Source organism: Neobacillus mesonae (assembly GCF_023715155.1).
In the GTDB taxonomy this organism is placed as follows: Bacteria; Bacillota; Bacilli; order Bacillales; family Cytobacillaceae; genus Neobacillus; species Neobacillus mesonae_A.
Window position 1 is genome coordinate 78,066 of the sequence record NZ_JAMBNQ010000015.1, and the last position, 17,198, is coordinate 95,263.

General features: G+C 35.8%; 15 protein-coding genes and 1 pseudogene. 7 read left to right on the forward strand and 9 right to left on the reverse strand.

Annotated elements, in window-relative coordinates:
- Nucleotides 1-103: 103 nt before the first annotated feature.
- The 7 genes from M3183_RS14080 to M3183_RS14110 form a co-directional block, all read right to left on the reverse strand.
- Nucleotides 104-1,129 carry a recombinase family protein gene (locus M3183_RS14080; RefSeq protein WP_285879805.1) on the reverse strand — a complete coding sequence of 342 codons (1,026 nt, stop codon included), beginning with the start codon at nt 1,127-1,129 and terminating at the stop codon, nt 104-106.
- The gene (locus M3183_RS14085) at nt 1,063-1,566 is read right to left on the reverse strand and encodes a recombinase family protein (RefSeq protein WP_251470696.1); all 504 of its coding nucleotides are present in this window, start codon (nt 1,564-1,566) and stop codon (nt 1,063-1,065) included. Before M3183_RS14085 ends, M3183_RS14080 begins: the two co-directional genes overlap by 67 nt.
- Entirely contained in the window at nt 1,563-2,129 is a 567-nt protein-coding gene (locus tag M3183_RS14090) for a hypothetical protein (RefSeq protein WP_251470699.1), read from the reverse strand. Before M3183_RS14090 ends, M3183_RS14085 begins: the two co-directional genes overlap by 4 nt.
- Nucleotides 2,130-2,380: 251 nt before the next feature.
- Nucleotides 2,381-2,956, reverse strand: coding sequence for a recombinase family protein (locus tag M3183_RS14095; protein WP_251470700.1), 576 nt, complete (start codon nt 2,954-2,956; stop codon nt 2,381-2,383).
- A 1-nt stretch (nt 2,957) separates the two neighbouring features.
- Nucleotides 2,958-3,125 (reverse strand): hypothetical protein, encoded by a 168-nt coding sequence (locus M3183_RS14100; protein WP_251470701.1) that lies wholly within the window; start codon nt 3,123-3,125, stop codon nt 2,958-2,960.
- 53 nt (nt 3,126-3,178) lie between these two features.
- A complete protein-coding gene (locus M3183_RS14105; RefSeq protein ID WP_251470702.1) occupies nt 3,179-3,316 on the reverse strand; it encodes a hypothetical protein in 138 nt (45 codons plus the stop codon).
- Nucleotides 3,317-4,820: 1,504 nt separating this feature from the next.
- A complete protein-coding gene (locus M3183_RS14110) occupies nt 4,821-5,693 on the reverse strand; it encodes a LysR family transcriptional regulator (RefSeq protein ID WP_251470703.1) in 873 nt (290 codons plus the stop codon).
- A 176-nt stretch (nt 5,694-5,869) separates the two neighbouring features.
- Between M3183_RS14110 and M3183_RS14115 the strand changes: the two genes are divergently transcribed.
- The gene (locus M3183_RS14115) at nt 5,870-7,039 is read left to right on the forward strand and encodes an MFS transporter (protein WP_285879831.1); all 1,170 of its coding nucleotides are present in this window, start codon (nt 5,870-5,872) and stop codon (nt 7,037-7,039) included.
- 476 nt (nt 7,040-7,515) lie between these two features.
- Here the strand turns inward: M3183_RS14115 and M3183_RS27450 are convergent.
- Nucleotides 7,516-7,578: pseudogene (locus tag M3183_RS27450) on the reverse strand (IS3 family transposase); the annotation flags it as partial.
- Between the two features lie 318 nt (nt 7,579-7,896).
- The gene (locus M3183_RS14120) at nt 7,897-9,273 is read right to left on the reverse strand and encodes a M28 family peptidase (protein WP_251470705.1); all 1,377 of its coding nucleotides are present in this window, start codon (nt 9,271-9,273) and stop codon (nt 7,897-7,899) included.
- A 1,219-nt stretch (nt 9,274-10,492) separates the two neighbouring features.
- Between M3183_RS14120 and M3183_RS14125 the strand changes: the two genes are divergently transcribed.
- The 6 genes from M3183_RS14125 to M3183_RS14145 all read left to right on the forward strand — a co-directional run bounded on the left by M3183_RS14125 (nt 10,493) and on the right by M3183_RS14145 (nt 17,078).
- Nucleotides 10,493-10,900: a YidH family protein gene (locus M3183_RS14125; protein ID WP_251470707.1), complete on the forward strand. Its 408-nt coding sequence runs from the start codon at nt 10,493-10,495 to the stop codon at nt 10,898-10,900.
- Between the two features lie 399 nt (nt 10,901-11,299).
- Nucleotides 11,300-12,223 carry an LCP family protein gene (locus tag M3183_RS14130; RefSeq protein ID WP_396953724.1) on the forward strand — a complete coding sequence of 308 codons (924 nt, stop codon included), beginning with the start codon at nt 11,300-11,302 and terminating at the stop codon, nt 12,221-12,223.
- Nucleotides 12,224-12,525: 302 nt separating this feature from the next.
- A complete protein-coding gene (locus M3183_RS14135) occupies nt 12,526-12,696 on the forward strand; it encodes an aspartyl-phosphate phosphatase Spo0E family protein (RefSeq protein ID WP_251470710.1) in 171 nt (56 codons plus the stop codon).
- A gap of 340 nt (nt 12,697-13,036) precedes the next feature.
- Nucleotides 13,037-14,932, forward strand: a complete 1,896-nt coding sequence (locus M3183_RS14140) for a PAS domain S-box protein (RefSeq protein ID WP_251470711.1) — start codon at nt 13,037-13,039, stop codon at nt 14,930-14,932.
- A 1,215-nt stretch (nt 14,933-16,147) separates the two neighbouring features.
- A complete protein-coding gene (locus M3183_RS27140; RefSeq protein WP_285879833.1) occupies nt 16,148-16,600 on the forward strand; it encodes a CBO0543 family protein in 453 nt (150 codons plus the stop codon).
- A gap of 10 nt (nt 16,601-16,610) precedes the next feature.
- Complete coding sequence (locus tag M3183_RS14145) at nt 16,611-17,078, forward strand: CBO0543 family protein (RefSeq protein ID WP_251470712.1); 468 nt, start codon at nt 16,611-16,613, stop codon at nt 17,076-17,078.
- Nucleotides 17,079-17,198 lie beyond the last annotated feature (120 nt).

A 17,198-nucleotide genomic window follows, 5' to 3' on the forward strand; every position in this document is an offset into this window, starting at 1 on the left:
CCTTGATAACAAGGGATTCATTTAAGCAGTATCCTCATTAGCGGTGAGGCTGCAGGTTTTGTTCGGCAGTTCATCCGAAGGCTTGTACAAATTGTTCTGGAATCTATCCATTGGGAGAAGACACAAGGTGATCGAGTGGATTCTCCTGAAAAATAATTCGGGCTGGTCGTTGCGGCGCAACCTGAACTTCATCTACGAAATACAAAATGATTAAACGCATCTCTGCATTGTCCAGTTGGCTTTCAAGCAGGTGGTCGAAGCGTGTGAAGAACATCTCTGACTGGATGGCTTCATGCAGGTCCGCGAGAACATCCTGACTATGCTCGTAGGAGTTCTTCAAGCGGAAGACTTGTTTTTGCTCGTCCATCACAAGAAACTCAAACTCCCGGTCATTTTGTTCTCTTGCAATACAACCTTTACGATTCAATTTGTCAAGGTCGCTTTCGCAATTGGAAATAGATTCTTCTAGAACTTGCTCAATAGCTGAGAGATAGTGCACCGATCTTTCTTTTACTTGTTCGCTCGCAGTCATGTCTTTTACGTGCCGCAGTACTTGTGGGAAGAGGGATGAATGGACTTCATTCATATCCAGTTTGTAGCCGCAGCACTTGCAGACATAATCTTGATACAGGTACTTCTTTCCGTTCCGTTTTGTAGATCCATTCTGCGTTTCTAAGGTACTATGGCACTGCTGGCAATTCAGCTTATTCAAAAACAGGAACGGTGTCTCTAAGCGTCCATACTCCTTCTGCAGCTTCAGATTTGTGTTAATAAGGTGCAGAAGAAAGCGGTCCACCAATGCTTCATGCGAATGGTCAAAGGTGTATGTGTCCTTTTTCTTGCCTTTCCGAATCTCCCACACAATTTGTCCAGTATAGGCTGGATTTTTGAGTATATTCTCAATTGTGCTGGTTCTCCAAATGCCGCCGTTAGGTGAAGGAATAGATGCTTCATTTAATGTGGAGGCAATCTTGTTCATAGAGATTCCCCAGCTATGGAGAAAGAAGATGAATGTTACAACATCAGCCTCGTTATTAGGCACCAGTTGTTTATTCTTCTGGTCTACCCGTAGGGAACGGAGGAGCCGGGACGTTTGACTGTTTCGTTTTCCAGAACGCTCATGAGACATCCTAGCGCGCGTTCTGACTTAATTTCAGACTCCTGACGGAATAACAGGAGTGCCAGCTGCACCTGTGGGTTATTTGGATCCCAAGAGTCGTCTGCATCTGTGGTAAAAACCTCTAAATCCGTCATATGTCTTGATAGTGGCAGATAGAAGTCTTGAACAAAGGTATATGCGGTACGATCCATTCGCGATATTTCACTAAAAATGACGCACGAAACATTGCTTTCTATCATTCTGTGTTTCAGCCGCATCAGTTCCTTTCGTTGGCTGGCCCTTTTAGAAAAGGCACTTGTGGCATCCTCAATGAAGAGGAATTCGTCAGGAACAATCAGCCCTTTCCTATTCGCAAACTCCCTGATGCGAGTTTTCTGAAGCTCTACGCTGTTGTTCTCCAGCTGTTTATATGACGATCGTCTAATATAGCCAAATTCTGTTCTCAAATTGCCTCTCCTCCCAAATAAGTTAGTTCGTCGTTAATATCCTGTAGATAATCAAATTTCGCTACCTCAAAATCAACGATATCTCTGTAAAGAAAAATATGTTCTATAAACATAAAGGCTAATAAACTACTGTTCTCCTCAAGATATTCTGATAAATACTTGTTGAGCTGCATTGCGATCTGTTTGTTCTCTTGTAATGACTGCTCACGTTCATGCAAATCTTGTAAAAGTTTGTTCTTCTCTTCTTGTAGCTGAGTTATTTTTTTGTACTTCGGATGCTGATTCCAATTACTTTGATAATCTTCTTGATAGAGCAGTTCACGTCTAATTCCTTCTATTTCCCTTTCCATAGATTGCAGTTCTTTATCAACAGTTTGACGAATTTGTTTGATTTGCTGCTGTGACTGTTTAAGCATCAATTTACCGTCTAATTTGTTGATGATTTCGGTAAGGGCAGTTTTAATGGAACCTTGCATATCTGCAATTGAGATACATACTTCTGGATGTTTTCGAGAACAGGAATAGTATGCAGTGCCATTTAGCTTATTGATACGGTAGCGCATAGGCTGATGACAGTAACCGCACAAAGGTTCTATTACATTTTGTTTTTTTTACTGCTGAATCTGCTCTACATATTCGTTACGCAAAGGCTCTAGCTTAGACTGCAGATTCTTAAACTCCTCCAGGGTGAGATATGACTCTACATAGGGAAGATGAACTTCTCCTTGGTGTAGATCATAGCTAGCATAGAATGGGTCCTGGGACACTTTAAGGAGCTGTTCATCGGTACGGCTGAATCTCTTTCGAAATATCTTTAAGATAGGTCCTCAACTGTAAGGACATTTTGAAGCGCATCGAAGTACGAATGTACTGTCTCTCTATTGTCCAGGCTTTTCACATATTGCTTTGTTTCCGAAACCTTTGTGTATCCAAGTTTTTTAGGCGGACATCTTCTTTGCACTTCATTCGTCCTTCGGGCGATGTTCTGACCTTCAATATTGCTAAACATCAAAAGGACGCCTTCTAAAAATGTGCTATCCGTAGCTTTTACATGCCCTTGCCCACTTGAGGTATACACGAGGCTGACGCCATGCTTTCTGCAGATGTCCTGGAACTCCATGCCGTCGTAGTAGTTTCGGAATAAACGCGTTCGGTCAAATGCATAGACTGTGCTCACCTTGTCTTGTTTAATTAACGAGATAAGTTTTAACATCTCAGGTCTTTCTTCTGTGCTTTTTTTGTTTGCTGATACTGCAAATTCATCAATCACATGTATTTCTTCCGGCAGCAGCTTTTCTCGAAATGGCGCATCTGCTGTGATCTGCATTTCTAAATCCTGATTAACAGTGCTTACACGCCGGAAGAATACATGGAGCTTTCTCTGTTCCATTTCATTCACCCCATTCTTGTTTTGATAACGTTTCGTACAACAGCTTCGCTTTTAAGCGGGGCGGCAGCTGCAATTGCTCCACAACCATGCGGCTGATTAAATGCTGAAGCCAAAGGTTCGTTGCCGTATTGGTTTGTGGAGCGGTCTGTAATCTCACACGTTTCTTCATTTCTTACACCTCCGTCCCATCAGCTTTGACGGGCAGAGGTGTGTTTTATACGTTTAGTCCTGCCCTAGCTCCTCATCGTGGAAGTGGAAGTGCAGCTGTGCGGAGTCTTCTTGTGTGGTTCGTTTGATAAACACCCGTATAATTCCCTTTTTTGTGCCGGGGAAGGGAACCTTATCTTGTTTTTGACCCATTTTGTTCCCTCCTTTGTTTCTGATATTCTAGGAAGCTATTGAATATAAAAGGCGATAAGCTTCCTGTTTGAACAGTTTGACGGAGTTTCTGGATATGGTGGGAATGATTTGTAGTCATGATGCAAGTCCCCTTTGTTTAAGGCGATTGATTGCCTTATCTGTATTGTTGCGGATTTTATGTGAAGGGGTTTTGACAGTTGTTTTCATGAAGTTTGTTCCTCCTGTAAATGAATTTTTTCGGTAGTTCATCCACCGTAGGAAGTAACATAACCATTTAAGGATTTTTTTCAAGAGGAAATTATTAAGTGGATTACTCAATGGCTTTCTTTGATGTAATTTATTACTAGAGAGATGGAACTAAATAGTTTTACCTACTAAGTTATCAATTGTTATCTATCTTAAAACGCTTTATTTGGAGGATTTTAAATGACTACTGGTTAAGTTATGGCGGCAAATATGTAAATTACTTGTTCTACCGATGGCACTCTGAATTGTAGGAGTGTTTTTTGTTTGTCATTCGTATTTTCATATAGTGTAGTATCCTTCGAAGTAGGTTGGGAGGATATATACTTTTAGGTTATGCGGGTTACTGACTATTAAAATACCCCTCCACTATCCCCAGAAATACAGTGATTCTTGTATTCTAGGGACAGAGGAAGTGGGTATTTATCAAGGGGTATATACTTTAGTGCAAAGCTGGGAACCCGGATGATGCTGCTGTTTAATACCTGAATTTCTTCATCTTGTCATTTGCCTTATAAGCATACGCAGTTTCGCCCGCATATATCGTGACAAGCACCATTGGCCGTAACCAATCGAAACTCCACCGAACCGTTACTTGCAAGGAGCCGTTCCCGCTCCCTCTCCAGCAATCCGTTCCAAACAGCAGAAAGATCTTGACTAATGATTGCTAGTGTTGATTTTCTTTGTCGCATTGGCTCAGCTCACCTGACCTCTTATTTAGCGTGACTTAAGGGCATTTCCCACGGTTATTCTTTTTAATAATTCTTTTTATGTCGGAACTAATGGGACGACAGCGTTTTGACAGAGATAGCAGCTCTGACCCTATTGGGGCTTTATCTCATATATTATGACTTTAATAAAACCTTTTCAGAAAAAGCATGCAACATTTTATTATTATGAATTTACTTTAGAGGAAGTTTTAACCTAGAATGGTTGAAGGGCTTAAATGAGTAATTTGCAAAAATATAGCCATAAAATGGCTATAATGAATTAACATAAAGTGCAGTGGCTTATATAAGCTACCAAGTAAGAAGTCCTTCAAACTGGTTGGTGTGAAGGGCTTCTTTTTTGTTTAAGGTAATTAGCTATGAATGCTTTGAGGCGGAGGATAAATCCGATTCGCCCGCAATTGTTTAAAGAAATAATAACTCATACTATTCATGTACATGCATAAATATTATCCATTATTGTGGGACACTTATTAAAGTAACGGGCAGGTTAGTGGAATAAAGATTCCTAAATAGTTGGGAGAAATGAGTAACTAAAACATTTCTATTACATAGTTTCGAAATAACTCTGCTGATGGTGACAACGCATTTTCAATTAACCAAGCTAACCCTATTTCACGGTGGCAATATGGTTCAGAAATTGAAATTTGTTTGATTTTTTTCGAGCTGATCCCATGAAATGCAGGTATAATGGTAACTCCAAGCCCCGATGAAACAAGACCAGCCAAAGTAGGAACGTCTTCTCCTTCAAATTTTATTACTGGGGTAAACCCTGCTTTTTCACAAAAGTTGTTAATGACTTTCCTCATTCCTAATCCTTCCTTAAAACCGATAAACTTTTCTTCAGATAACTCGCTAAGAGAGACAGAAGACCTTTCTGCAAGCCGATGATTAGCAGGTACATATAAAAACAACTCCTCATTCAATAACGGATGCCATATAATATTGGGATATGTTTTAAAAGAGCTTATCAGGCACAAATCTACTTCTCTGTTGAGAAGCATTTGAATGCTATTTAATATTTTGTTCTGATAGAGTTGAATTTCCACATGAGGATATTGATTATAAAATTTGCTGATAATTTCAGGCAAAATCGTTAATCCCAATGTTTGCAGAAAGGAAAGAGAAACAGTACCAGTGTATGGATTTTTTAACTGATTAATCTCTTTTATGCCAATTGAAATTTCGTTTAACCCACTTTCAACTCGTTTCAGGAAAATTTGTCCAAACTTATTTAGCTGTACGGAATGTCCAGTACGGTCAAACAAAGTGACTCCAAGTTCTTTTTCTAATTTATTAATAGAACGGCTAAGGGCAGGCTGAGATATTGCCAAATGCTCCGCCGATTTTCTAAAGTGTTCTATTTTCGCAACTACACGAAAATATTCAAGTTGTTGCCATTCCATTTTTATACAACCTCTTTCCGTTTTGTCGATAACAAAAAGGTATCATCTTAATGATTATAATGCAATTTACGTTATACCATTCAAGGTTTACACTAATATAAAGATAAAAATGAGGAGAGGATTTCATGCAATATATTGAATATGGCACCCCTGCATATCGACGGACATTCCTAAGTATGCTGTTAGGAAGTACGGTGACATTTGCCATTTTGTACAGTCCACAAACATTAATTCAAACATTTTCAAAGGAATTTACAATATCTCCATCGACTGCAAGTTTAACAATTTCTTTTGCAACGTTTGCTCTTGCAATCAGCATGCTGTTTGTTACAGTTTTTTCAAATGCTTGGGGACGGAAAAAAATTATGAGTATTTCTTTACTTTTATCATCACTGTTGGGTATTTTATCTGCTTTTAGTCCCAATTTTGAAACTCTGATTTTTTTACGAATATTACAAGGAATTGTTATGAGTGGATTCCCCGCAATCGCTATGACGTATTTAAGCGAAGAGATTTCTCCATTGCATGTTGGAAGAATCATGGGGATATATGTTAGCGGATGTGCTTTTGGAGGATTTTTTGGGAGGGTAATTGTTAGTACATTAACGGATTTTTTCTCATGGAATATAGCTATTTTAGCTTTGGGATTAATTAGTTTATTATGCAGTATTTTGTTCTGGATTTATTTGCCTGAATCCAAAAACTTCAAAAAAACAGACCTTTCATTTGGTAACTGGGTTTCGGGAATATCAAGTGGACTAAAAAGTAAAAACTTATTTTACATTTATGGGTTGGGTTTTTTGTTACTCGGTGTCTATGTGGCGTTATTTAATTATATTGGTTTTCCACTATCGAAACCGCCATATCATTTAAGTCAAACAGCGATTGGGTTTTTATTTGTTTTTCAATTGGCGGGTTCATGGGGTTCTTATTTTTTTGGAAAACTTTCAGAAAGGCATTCACGTTCTCGTTTAATGAGTTGGGCTCTTATCATGGCTCTTATCGGTTCTTTAATGACATTATCAAGTAATATCTTTATTCTCATTCTAGGATTAATTCTGTTTGCATCGGGATTCTTAGCAGGGCATAGTATAGCAAGCGGCTGGATAGGCATAGTTTCACAACCTAATACAAAAGCATACGCATCATCTTTATACCTATTGTTCTATTACACTGGCTCCAGTTTAATCGGCTGGTCAGGAGGGGTATTTTTAAGCCATTTTGGATGGATTGGAGTTATTTTTATGATTTGCGGTCTTTTACTTTTTACGTGTGTACTTGTAATTGTACTAAATCGGTCTCTTAATATAGCAAAGATTGAAAACCAAATTGAATTCTACAGTTAAAAATGCTTATTAGTTATATTTTAGAAACTTCGGTTATTGATTATATAAACTCAAAACCAATTTATTTAATTTAATATTTCTATACTACATTTTCAATTGGGGCGTGTTTTTAATAAGTAGCCATCTTTTTTGTTCTAAATAGGTAAAAGGCTAATTGAACGGTGCATAACACAATAAGTGATTTGACAATAACACTTTTAGTGTATTTGTGATGTAATGTACTTAAAAGTAACGGGTGCGATAGTGCAAAATGCACCAATCATTAATAAGCGGATTATATACAATAATTTATTCATTAGTTAAACCCACCTACATCTCGTGTGTTGCCACATACACTCGACACATGTGGAGTGTATAGTGCAACTCATTTTAAAAGAAGGCAACTAACCCTGATCTGACCCAATAAAGTTAGACCAATATTTTTATGCAACTTTTAGAACGACGTGAGTTCGGTATTCTTTGGAACTCACGTTTTTTCATTTTGCCTTCATTCGTTTGTGATTGTAATAGTGAGTATAATCAGCTATTTTCTGTTCAAAATGCTATATACTGTTAAATTATTCCTGTAGATAGTTTGGACTTGTGTCTGTTTTATCTAATATACGAAAACGAAAAAGGCTTTTACAATATTGGCAGTATCCAGCCTGGATAAGGTTAACCTTGTTTTTTGTAGATGCGGATAACTGGACTTAATCTTCCCTGATGCTTTCATTACAGTGGGGTTAGTGATATGGAAGATACTAGGTGGATTGATATTTGTCAATAGTAAAAAGATTAAGATCAATTTTAGTTGTATTTTAGCATATAGTAAAAACGCTAGAATCTTTGTCGATTCTAGCGTTTTTACTATTTCTTTATTAATCTACTGCACGGTTTTCGAAATCGTAGTTCACTATTGCTGGGGCCACATGTGCTCGATCAAGTGCAGGTGTATCCGGGCGAATAATTTGATAGGCTGCTGCTCCAACGGTTGATGCAGCTTGTTGCAGCTTTTCTTTACTGATATGTTCAATCGTATCTGTTGGCTTGTGATACTGAGGTTCAACCGGTGAATGAATAAATAGAGCAGAAGGAATGCCAACGTCATGGAATGGCTGATGGTCACTTCTTCCTAACTGTCCATACGGTACTGCAACATCATACAATCTCGATGTGGCTGACGCTCCTAAGTCGGTAACAAGATTTTTCTGACCGTCAATTGTGTACATGATCAGTCCACCTAATGGATGATCTTCTCCAGCTTCCGCCCCGCCAATCATATCCATTTGGAAGTGGGCAACCATGCGGTCTATATCAGATTGTGGAAGCTGTGATACATAAAAGGATGAGCCCACCATCCCTCTTTCTTCAGAACCGAAAGTCAGGAAACGGACTTCTGTATCAATCGGAGTATTGACAAAAATTCTTGCGAGCTCCAATACAGCTGAAACTCCGGAAGCATCGTCATTTGCTCCTGGACCATTAGCAACGGAGTCATGGTGTGCACCAATCGTAACGATCTGCCCAGTGTCCTTGTTCTTGTTTGGCTTTAATTTAGCCTCAACCACATAGGATGTTTTCTCGATTCTTTCGATATCGACATCTAATGTAGCTGTAACTGGACCGTTCTTTAATTTTTCGACCAATTCAAGACCTTGTGCACGAGTAATGGCTACAGCAGGAACCTCACCATTTGCTTGTCCGAAGTTATTTCCGGTACCGGTGTTGTACATAAGTACCCCAACCGCGCCTTTAGCTGCCACATTTTGTACTTTTTCAACAAATGTTATATCACCGCGTTCCACCAAGGCAATTTTCCCTTTCACATCATCGGTAACCGTGCCAGCTAAAGCTTTTCCAACATTAACGAGCTCTGCCGTTACATTTCCGCTTCCACTTCCGCTAAAAGCATGTCCATTTAAATCGGCTCCATCTACAATTGCCTGCTGTTTGAGTGTCTTATAATCATAGATTGGGAATGGTATTCTTCTAGTTTCGAGGCCTAAGCTTTTAAACTGGCTCTCTATGTACTCAACCCCACGAACCTCTCCCGCTGTACCAGCTTCCCTTGGCACAGTTGATAGATACTTAATGGTATTATACATATTATCTGCACTGATTTTTTTTATAACTTTGTTGTCAAAAGCTGTTACGGATTGTGCGTTTACTGCAATGTTGGTTTGAGCATATACAACCCCTGCTGATAAAAGCATGCTTGTTGTAAGAACTGTGATTATTGATTTTCGTCCAAACATGGAACTCCCCCTTTGGAATAGTGATACTCTTTTATTATTACTACTTGGAAGAATATAGTAAACAAGAATCGTTTTACAAAATCCTAAAAATTCCTATAAAATCCGCTAATAGCTTACATTGAATCTATTCATTATTTTGAAAGCGATACCAAAATTATTTATATTAGAATGATAATTAATAGTATCTCCATTTTAAAATACTAATATTTTCACTACTAAAAAGCTAGATTACTATATTAATTCTCCCATCACCTAACATTCGAGTAAAAAGGACATTCTTTGCAATATCCTATAACCCTTCAACACCTCATGTGTTGCCGCATACATTCTGGACATGTGGAGTGCGTTGTGCAATTGATATTAAAGGTGCAGCCCAAAAATAAACATTTCCGGACCAAAATAAATATTTCCGATTTCAGCCCTGATGTTGTGAAAAAATACTTTTCTGATTTCAGGGCTGTTTCATGCTTAATCCATTTTCCAGACTGGTTTCATCTTGATTTTTTCCCTTAACCAGCTTTCGGAAGGTTTATTTAAAAAACGAAAAAGGCATAAAAAAATACGGGAAAACAGCCATTTTTGAATCAAAAAAGATCCAAAATGAGTGGTCAGTCAGAAAGCCTTAATTTAACCGGAACGGTAGAATGGGGATTGGTGAGGGGGATTTCGGAAATTAACTTTGTTGTACAAAAGGTGTAACCCTGAAATAATCAATTGCTGGTGGAAATAAACTTTTGCTAAACCGACCTTGATTTCGGTAGTAGTAAAGAAGAAACTCATTAGTTTATAATATTTAATCCAAGATTTGGAATGATATGAATTAGGCGGAAGAAAAGCTGATTGAAATGAATGTGCCAGGTAGATTCAGCTGATTTTTAATGAAATTTAATAAATTCGAGGCTATTTTAATCAGATTTTTCATCAGTCTTTTTACGAAAGAGTCCCCATCTTCCACCATTATTATGAACCAAAATATATATATGGTGTTTTTATGAATCTCTACGGAATTTTTCAGAGTTATGATTCTGTACTCTTTAAAAAAGCCATCGTCGATGGGGTAAAAGGCTCTTTATTTAACTGATATGATCATTTGGTTATTACTAAAATAAGTATTATGAATAGGCAGATTGATGCTGATAAGACATATAAGAATTTGATTGTTCGAAGAATGAAGGGATTTACTAATGAATACTGAATTTAGAATACTGAGGTATAAAGTATGGATGATGGTAAAAAGCAAGCTGGCGATTTTCCTATAAAGCCGCAAACAAATGACTCGAAATATATACAGCAGCATTTAGCTAATGAGAGGACCTATCTTGCTTGGGTTAGAACAAGTATAACGATTATGGGGGTGGGATTTTTAATAACAAACCTCCATTTTACTACACTTACGGCAAAAGTCATTATGGCAGATATATTAGCAAGATTCATCGGGTTAGCCTCAATAATTGTAGGGGTAATTGCATTAATTATTACTAGTATTACGTATTTCACGAAAGGAAATCAAATTAGTAATCAAACATTTAAATATTCCAAACTTACAGTAATTTACTTATCCTTTTCTCTAATTCTAATCTTTCTGGTCTTTGGGGTTTATTACTTATTTGTTTGGGGAGTGTTATAGCAAAAGAGTATTGGCGAAACTTCCAGTTGGAAGATCGCCTTTTTTGTTTTAATTGATTTTTACTTTAGAAATAAGCGACCTAAAAAATTGGAGAATATGGAATCCTTTAAAAGTGCAATTCTAGGAATAAATTTTACAATATGTCCTGCATGTGAAGAGCTAACAGAATTTATCAAGAAAACTACGTAAAGTCCAAAAAGAAAGTCATTTAAAGCTAAGGATGACTCTGTAGAAAAAGAATGAATTCTCTTTTTAAATAAATTTAATAGCTTTTTTGAAAATGACCTTTGTTCAAAAATACTAATCTATCCTTATGGCTTTACACCTTTTTATAAACAATTTAAAATTAACATGAATTTTGATACTTAATAACTATAGTGGAGGTGCATAATGGAAAGAATGCGTAGAAGAAAGAAACATAGATTGATAAAGTCGTTCCTTTTATTATTCGTTTTTATTATAGGAAGTGCAGCCGTATACGCTGCTTATCAATATAAACAAGGTGTTTCCCTAGCTAAGGATGGAAAATTTAAAGATGATGAGAAACAAGCAGCTTCCTTTCACGGAGAAGATGTTAAATTTGGTAAAATAAATGTGCTTCTTTTGGGAAGTGATACTCGTGGAGAAGATCATGCAAGAACGGATTCGATCATGATAGCCCATTATGATCAAGAGACTCACCAAGCTAAGCTGGTTTCCATTATGAGGGACACTTATGTTAATATTCCTGGACATGGTAAACAGAAAATAAATGCAGCCTATGCGTATGGCGGACCAGAGCTTCTTAGAAAAACTATTAAAGAAAACTTTGATATTGATGTAAACTATTATGCTGTTGTTGATTTTAAAGGATTCTCTAAAATTACAGATATAATTGCCCCAGATGGAATCAAAGTGGATGTTCCATATGAAATGTCGTATGGAATTGGAACTACATTAGATCCTGGAAAGCAAACTTTACATGGGGATAAGTTGTTGGGCTATGTACGTTTTCGCCATGATCGACTAAGCGATTTCGGCAGAGTTCAAAGACAACAGGAGATTATTGGAAAGTTGAAGGATCAAGCCTTGAGTCTAGGGAGTATTTTAAAACTCCCTAAAATATTGGGGGTTATCGACCCTTATGTTGATACCAATTTGGATACGCCGACTTTATTATCTTTAGGGAAAGATTTGCTCACTAATGAATCTAATAAAATGCAAACAATGCGTGTCCCTGTTAATGGTTCTTTTACAAATGAACGATTTGATAATGTTGGTGCTGTGTTAAGTATTAACCTTAATCAAAATAAATCTGCTTTAAATGAATTTTTATCATCATAATAAAAAAAACAAGATGGAAAAAACCATCTTGTATTTTTTTTGCCACTAATAGAAAAATAGATAGAAAATAATTTTTTATCAATGGGGGGATTTTAAAAAGGTAGCAACTTTATAGTAGAAAGTAGCGGAGAGAGTGATAATAAGAGGAAATCTACTTAGAAAAGTTCGAAAATATCATCATTATAAAGATTTTAACTTAAACAAAGTATTTGTCGAAATTTGATGACAAAATAGTTAACGTTGAATGCGCTTTCTGTTGGTAAAATGGCCCTAGACATCGGAAAAAATAAGGAGTTATTGAAATGATAAGCACTAATATACTGAAAAATATTGCAACTGTAAGAAAAAACATGATTTCAGCAGGAATGTCAAAAGGTTTTACCTCGCCAGAAACTATTAAACTAAGTCAAACCCTTGATAAATTAATGAATCAACAAATGAATAGATTAAATCAAAATGTTAAAACAAAATAAATATGCATTCCATTTCATTGCTTATCCTTTTTTCCAAGTATAACTTCGGCGCAACTATTATCATTAAACCCTCAATTTCCTTAAGTTACCTGGATGAAATAAATCACTTTTTATCTTTTTTAGAAAATGTTGAAAGTTCCATCAAATAGATTTAAAATAGATTTAAGATAAATAATGGATACTTTTGCTTATATTTCCACTATTTATAAGATTAACTAGGTGAATTGGACTTAATCCCTTTAAAAGATAATGCTCATGTTTATATTTTGAACGTATGGATGAATGGACAAGACAAAATATTTGAGTTGGTCAAAAGTCAAGATGGGTTATTTGTTCCATCTTGACTTTCTTATTATCAGGGAAAGGACTGAAAAGAGATATGAGCAGCTATATTGAGGAAGTTAAATATAAAAGAAAATTGTTATTAAATAAATATTTGCTTGAAAGTAACGGACAATGTAATTCAATAATAAAAGAGAACGTCGATGCCATTTTTGTTTTAGATTTGGAGGGCAATTTTGTTCAAGTAAACACTGCATTTGAAAAACTTTTGGTATATTCCGTTGATGAAGCTCTTCAAATGAAACTTCAAACACTTATACCAATTAAAGATTTAAATAAGGTTCTAAATTATTTTCATAAATCTGTTCTTGGTCACTTTGAAAACTTTGATAGTAAAATTATAAACAAATTCAATCAAATTCTTGATATAAATGTTATGTTTCTTCCGCTAATATTTGACGAACAGGTTGTTGGAGTATCTGGGGTTATTAAGGATATTACTGAACTAAAAAGAAAAAACAAAGAGGTCCGAAAAATAGAGGAAATCCACCGTTCTTTAACAAAAAATGTACTGGATATCATTCTAAGTGTTAATGTTCTAGGTGAAATCCAGTATATATCCCCTGCTTGTAAAAGTATTTTGGGGTTTGATCCTGAAGAAATGATCGGGCAGCACCTCAAAACTCTATTTTTCATAAATGATATTGAAGGGGCTATGCAGGATTTTAACTGGGTCTTTTCGGAACAGCAAAACGGAAGAAACACTTATAGACTTCCTAAAAAAGACGGCTCCTTTGTTTGGGCAGAGATTCTTTGTAAACCGGTAATTGACCCTGTTACGCGGAATATTGTGGAAATGGTTTGTGTCATTAGAGATATTACGGAGCAAAAGAATAATGAAGAAGTCCTTAGAAGCCGTAAAAAAGCATTTCGGGAAATAATAGAACATTTACCGGATGCGGTTATAATTGTTAAAGATTTAAAAATCCAATTCATTAATCAAACGGGAATTCAACTATTTGGTGGTTTAAAAGAAGAAGATATTCTTAATAAATCAATACTAGACTTCATTCATCGAGATTATCATCAAATTGCTATAAACCGAGCAAAAAGTATTTCGGATGGAAATATAGCGGACTTTCTAGAATATAAGTTTATTCGCTTGGATGGGAAGGTAATTGATGTAGAATTGAAAGGAATTCCAACAGTCTTTCTAGAAGAACATGCAAATTACGTTTATATAAGGGATCGAACAGAAACTAAAAAGACTCAAAAACTTCTTTTACAAGCTGAAAAATTAAACATAGTTGGACAACTTGCTGCTGGAATCGCACATGAGGTAAGAAATCCTCTTACAGCAATAAAAGGATTTTTACAACTGCTGGAATCAGAATTGAAAGAAAGGCAATCTTACTTTGAAATTATACAGTCGGAAATCGATAGAATTGATCTTATTTTAACTGAGCTCTTGGCTCTTGCAAAACCAAAAGATATTAATTTTGAATCAATCGAATTACATTCCTTAGTTGAAGAAGTAAAAACATTAATTGATACGCAAGCAATTGTTAATAACATCGAAATAGAGTTTAACTCATCTTTCCGAAATACCCCTTTTATTAATGGTGATAGAAATCAATTGAAACAAGTATTGATTAATTTTTTGAAAAATGCGATTGAAGCAATTAAAAACGAGGGTTCAATTAAAATTGAGTTAAAAAGTGATGGTTTGGAAAAAATCCAAATACTGATTAAGGATTCAGGACCAGGAATTCCACAACATGTTTTGAAACGCATAGGGGAACCATTCTTTACAACAAAAGAAAATGGTACAGGATTAGGAATTATGCTTTCTAAACAAATTATTGAAAATCATAAAGGAACTGTACATTTTTGCAGTGATATGCAAGGGACCACTGTTGAAATTATATTACCTGTAAATAAAGGGACGGAATAATTAAGAGCCTTATGCTCTTTCTCAATAATGTGCAGCAATCCAAATGGATATAGCAATGCCAATCCTTATAACCTTTAAATGAAAGGCTCTTTTCTAAAAGATTGTTGCTTTTTGCTCCCTTTTTAAGATTCGTTCAAAAAATAGAAATTCCCCTTATTTAGGAAATTGGATGTTAATTAGCTGAAATAGACGGAGGAATTTCCCTTATTTGATTTTAAACTGCTAAAATCGGGTGCTTTTCATTGAATAACGGAAAAAACTCCGCTTATTTTTTACTATTTAAGCTCTTAATTTTGCAAATAACGGGAAAACTTCCGCTTATTTTTTACTTCCAAGGGGGCTATCCTGTAATCCAGCTTTTTCGCAGAGTCCGCTAATAGAATAAACCACCGCTTTTCTTGGCATAACAACATAGTTTACGAAAACAGCCAAATGAAAAGAGACGAAAATATGTATGAAATAAGTAAAACTTGCATATTTTTGGTTTTTATCATTTTTGTTATTGAACAAAAAGCACTTCTTAGTTAAACAAATCCTAGTATAAATTCTTTCTTATATTCAACATTCGGTGACTAAAACCAAGCTTTTCCTATACATTGCTTCCTTCAACACTTGCCCGCAATCTCGCTTTTCTGTACTTTATGCTTTTAACCAAGTACATAATCTTTAACAATTAGTGGCCGCACATTATTTTACAAGGACGGGGCAGGTTAAAATGATCGAAATATAAGTAACGAAAGATTAAATTCTACTCAGTTCAAAACTTAAAACATCATCTTTCACATCTCCATTTAAGCCCATGTAAAAATTCCAAAAAGCCCTGCTTGGTCTTACATTAAGAATGTTCTATCCTTATTTTTCAAAATAGCTTACCCTCAGTATTACAATTGCAAACCAATAGTATGACCTTGGTGTCTAAATATATGTTGTGCTCCTTTTTATATCAACTTATCTTCCCCGGTAAAGATGTTGATTTTATTTTTTATGTCGAGAGCCTATTTCGATAAATCTTTGGATACCGATAGAGTATTTCGAATAGGCCCTGCTTTTTTAGGTAAACATAAAATTTTAACTGTAAAGGTGGAGAGTGTCACAGCCCATTATTGAATATGATTGGAGAAAATAGAAAATACTTTTATGGTGAATAATCATATTCACTATCTTACTAGGGAGTGTCTCTGAAGCATGTTAATAGAGCATTTAATTCTGATAATAATGTGGCTATTTGGCATTGCTGGCTTTATTTTGTTTATTCCACGCAAAGACCGTCGCAAGGGGATCTTGGCATACTTAATGTTTCAAGCAATTATTTGGCTCTGTGATATGCCTTCTTTTAAATATGGCTTGTTAAGTGCCCCTGTACGGATATTACCAAAAGCGACAGAGCTGACCATTACAATCAATTATATTTTTTACCCCGTATTGTTTTCTATATATTACGTCCATAGGAGAATAAATAGCAGAATATGGTCTAAATTTATATACTTTTTTGTTTGGGTCTCTGCCATCACGTTGTTTGATAGTGTCATTGAGAGGTATACAGATTTATTAGAATATAAATTCATGACGTGGTATTGGATGTGGATATACATAGGGTTTCTCGCTTATGTGAGTCAAATCTGCTGTAATTGGTTCTTTAAAGAGAAAGCCATGGTTCATATGGATTGAGGGAAAACTTATGAGAATGGAATGGTGGATCTTATTATCGGTGTACATAGTGGCAGCAGGTATTCTTTTCTTTATTCCAAAAAATAAAATTCGACTTGCAGCAGCGGCCTTTTTGTTCAACCAAGTTATTACTTTTCTAATAGGATTAGTAGTCGTAGAGTTGGGACTTCTTGAGTACCCAATTCGGTTATTTGCTTCGATCAATCGAGCGAGTTTCACGTTTGAGTATCTTGCCTTTCCAGTCGTTTGTGCCGCCTTTAGTGTATGGTATCCCAATAATCGACGTCTTCTTTTTCAATATGGTTATTATGCTGGATTTAGTTCGGTGTTAACAATCGTTGAGGTCATTATCGAAAAATACACCGACCTCATCAGATACATACACTGGGAATGGTATATTTCTTGGATCACAATATGTATCTCGTTATTTATAGTGCGTTTATTTTGCGTCTGGTTTTTCGCAAAGGGGAGAGCATAATACTTGTGTACTTGGAAACAGTTTTTCTGCAAATATGTGCCTCATTTCCAAGCAAGGTGCGTTTTTATTGTTTTTTGTTTGACTATCCGGGAACAAAAAAGCTAATGAGATTTTTCTTGT

Excerpts from the sequence above, each read along its gene's own strand:
- M3183_RS27140 (WP_285879833.1), top strand. The coding sequence starts at position 16,148 with ATGTGGCTATTTGGCATTGCTGGCTTTATTTTGTTTATTCCACGCAAA.
- M3183_RS14135 (WP_251470710.1), top strand. The coding sequence starts at position 12,526 with ATGATAAGCACTAATATACTGAAAAATATTGCAACTGTAAGAAAAAAC.
- M3183_RS14115 (WP_285879831.1), top strand. The coding sequence starts at position 5,870 with ATGCTGTTAGGAAGTACGGTGACATTTGCCATTTTGTACAGTCCACAA.
- M3183_RS14080 (WP_285879805.1), bottom strand. The coding sequence starts at position 1,129 with ATGTCTCATGAGCGTTCTGGAAAACGAAACAGTCAAACGTCCCGGCTC.
- M3183_RS14100 (WP_251470701.1), bottom strand. The coding sequence starts at position 3,125 with ATGAAGAAACGTGTGAGATTACAGACCGCTCCACAAACCAATACGGCA.
- M3183_RS14125 (WP_251470707.1), top strand. The coding sequence starts at position 10,493 with ATGGATGATGGTAAAAAGCAAGCTGGCGATTTTCCTATAAAGCCGCAA.
- M3183_RS14105 (WP_251470702.1), bottom strand. The coding sequence starts at position 3,316 with ATGGGTCAAAAACAAGATAAGGTTCCCTTCCCCGGCACAAAAAAGGGA.
- M3183_RS14095 (WP_251470700.1), bottom strand. The coding sequence starts at position 2,956 with ATGGAACAGAGAAAGCTCCATGTATTCTTCCGGCGTGTAAGCACTGTT.
- M3183_RS14120 (WP_251470705.1), bottom strand. The coding sequence starts at position 9,273 with ATGTTTGGACGAAAATCAATAATCACAGTTCTTACAACAAGCATGCTT.
- M3183_RS14090 (WP_251470699.1), bottom strand. The coding sequence starts at position 2,129 with ATGCGCTACCGTATCAATAAGCTAAATGGCACTGCATACTATTCCTGT.
- M3183_RS14130 (WP_396953724.1), top strand. The coding sequence starts at position 11,300 with ATGCGTAGAAGAAAGAAACATAGATTGATAAAGTCGTTCCTTTTATTA.
- M3183_RS14110 (WP_251470703.1), bottom strand. The coding sequence starts at position 5,693 with ATGGAATGGCAACAACTTGAATATTTTCGTGTAGTTGCGAAAATAGAA.
- M3183_RS14145 (WP_251470712.1), top strand. The coding sequence starts at position 16,611 with ATGAGAATGGAATGGTGGATCTTATTATCGGTGTACATAGTGGCAGCA.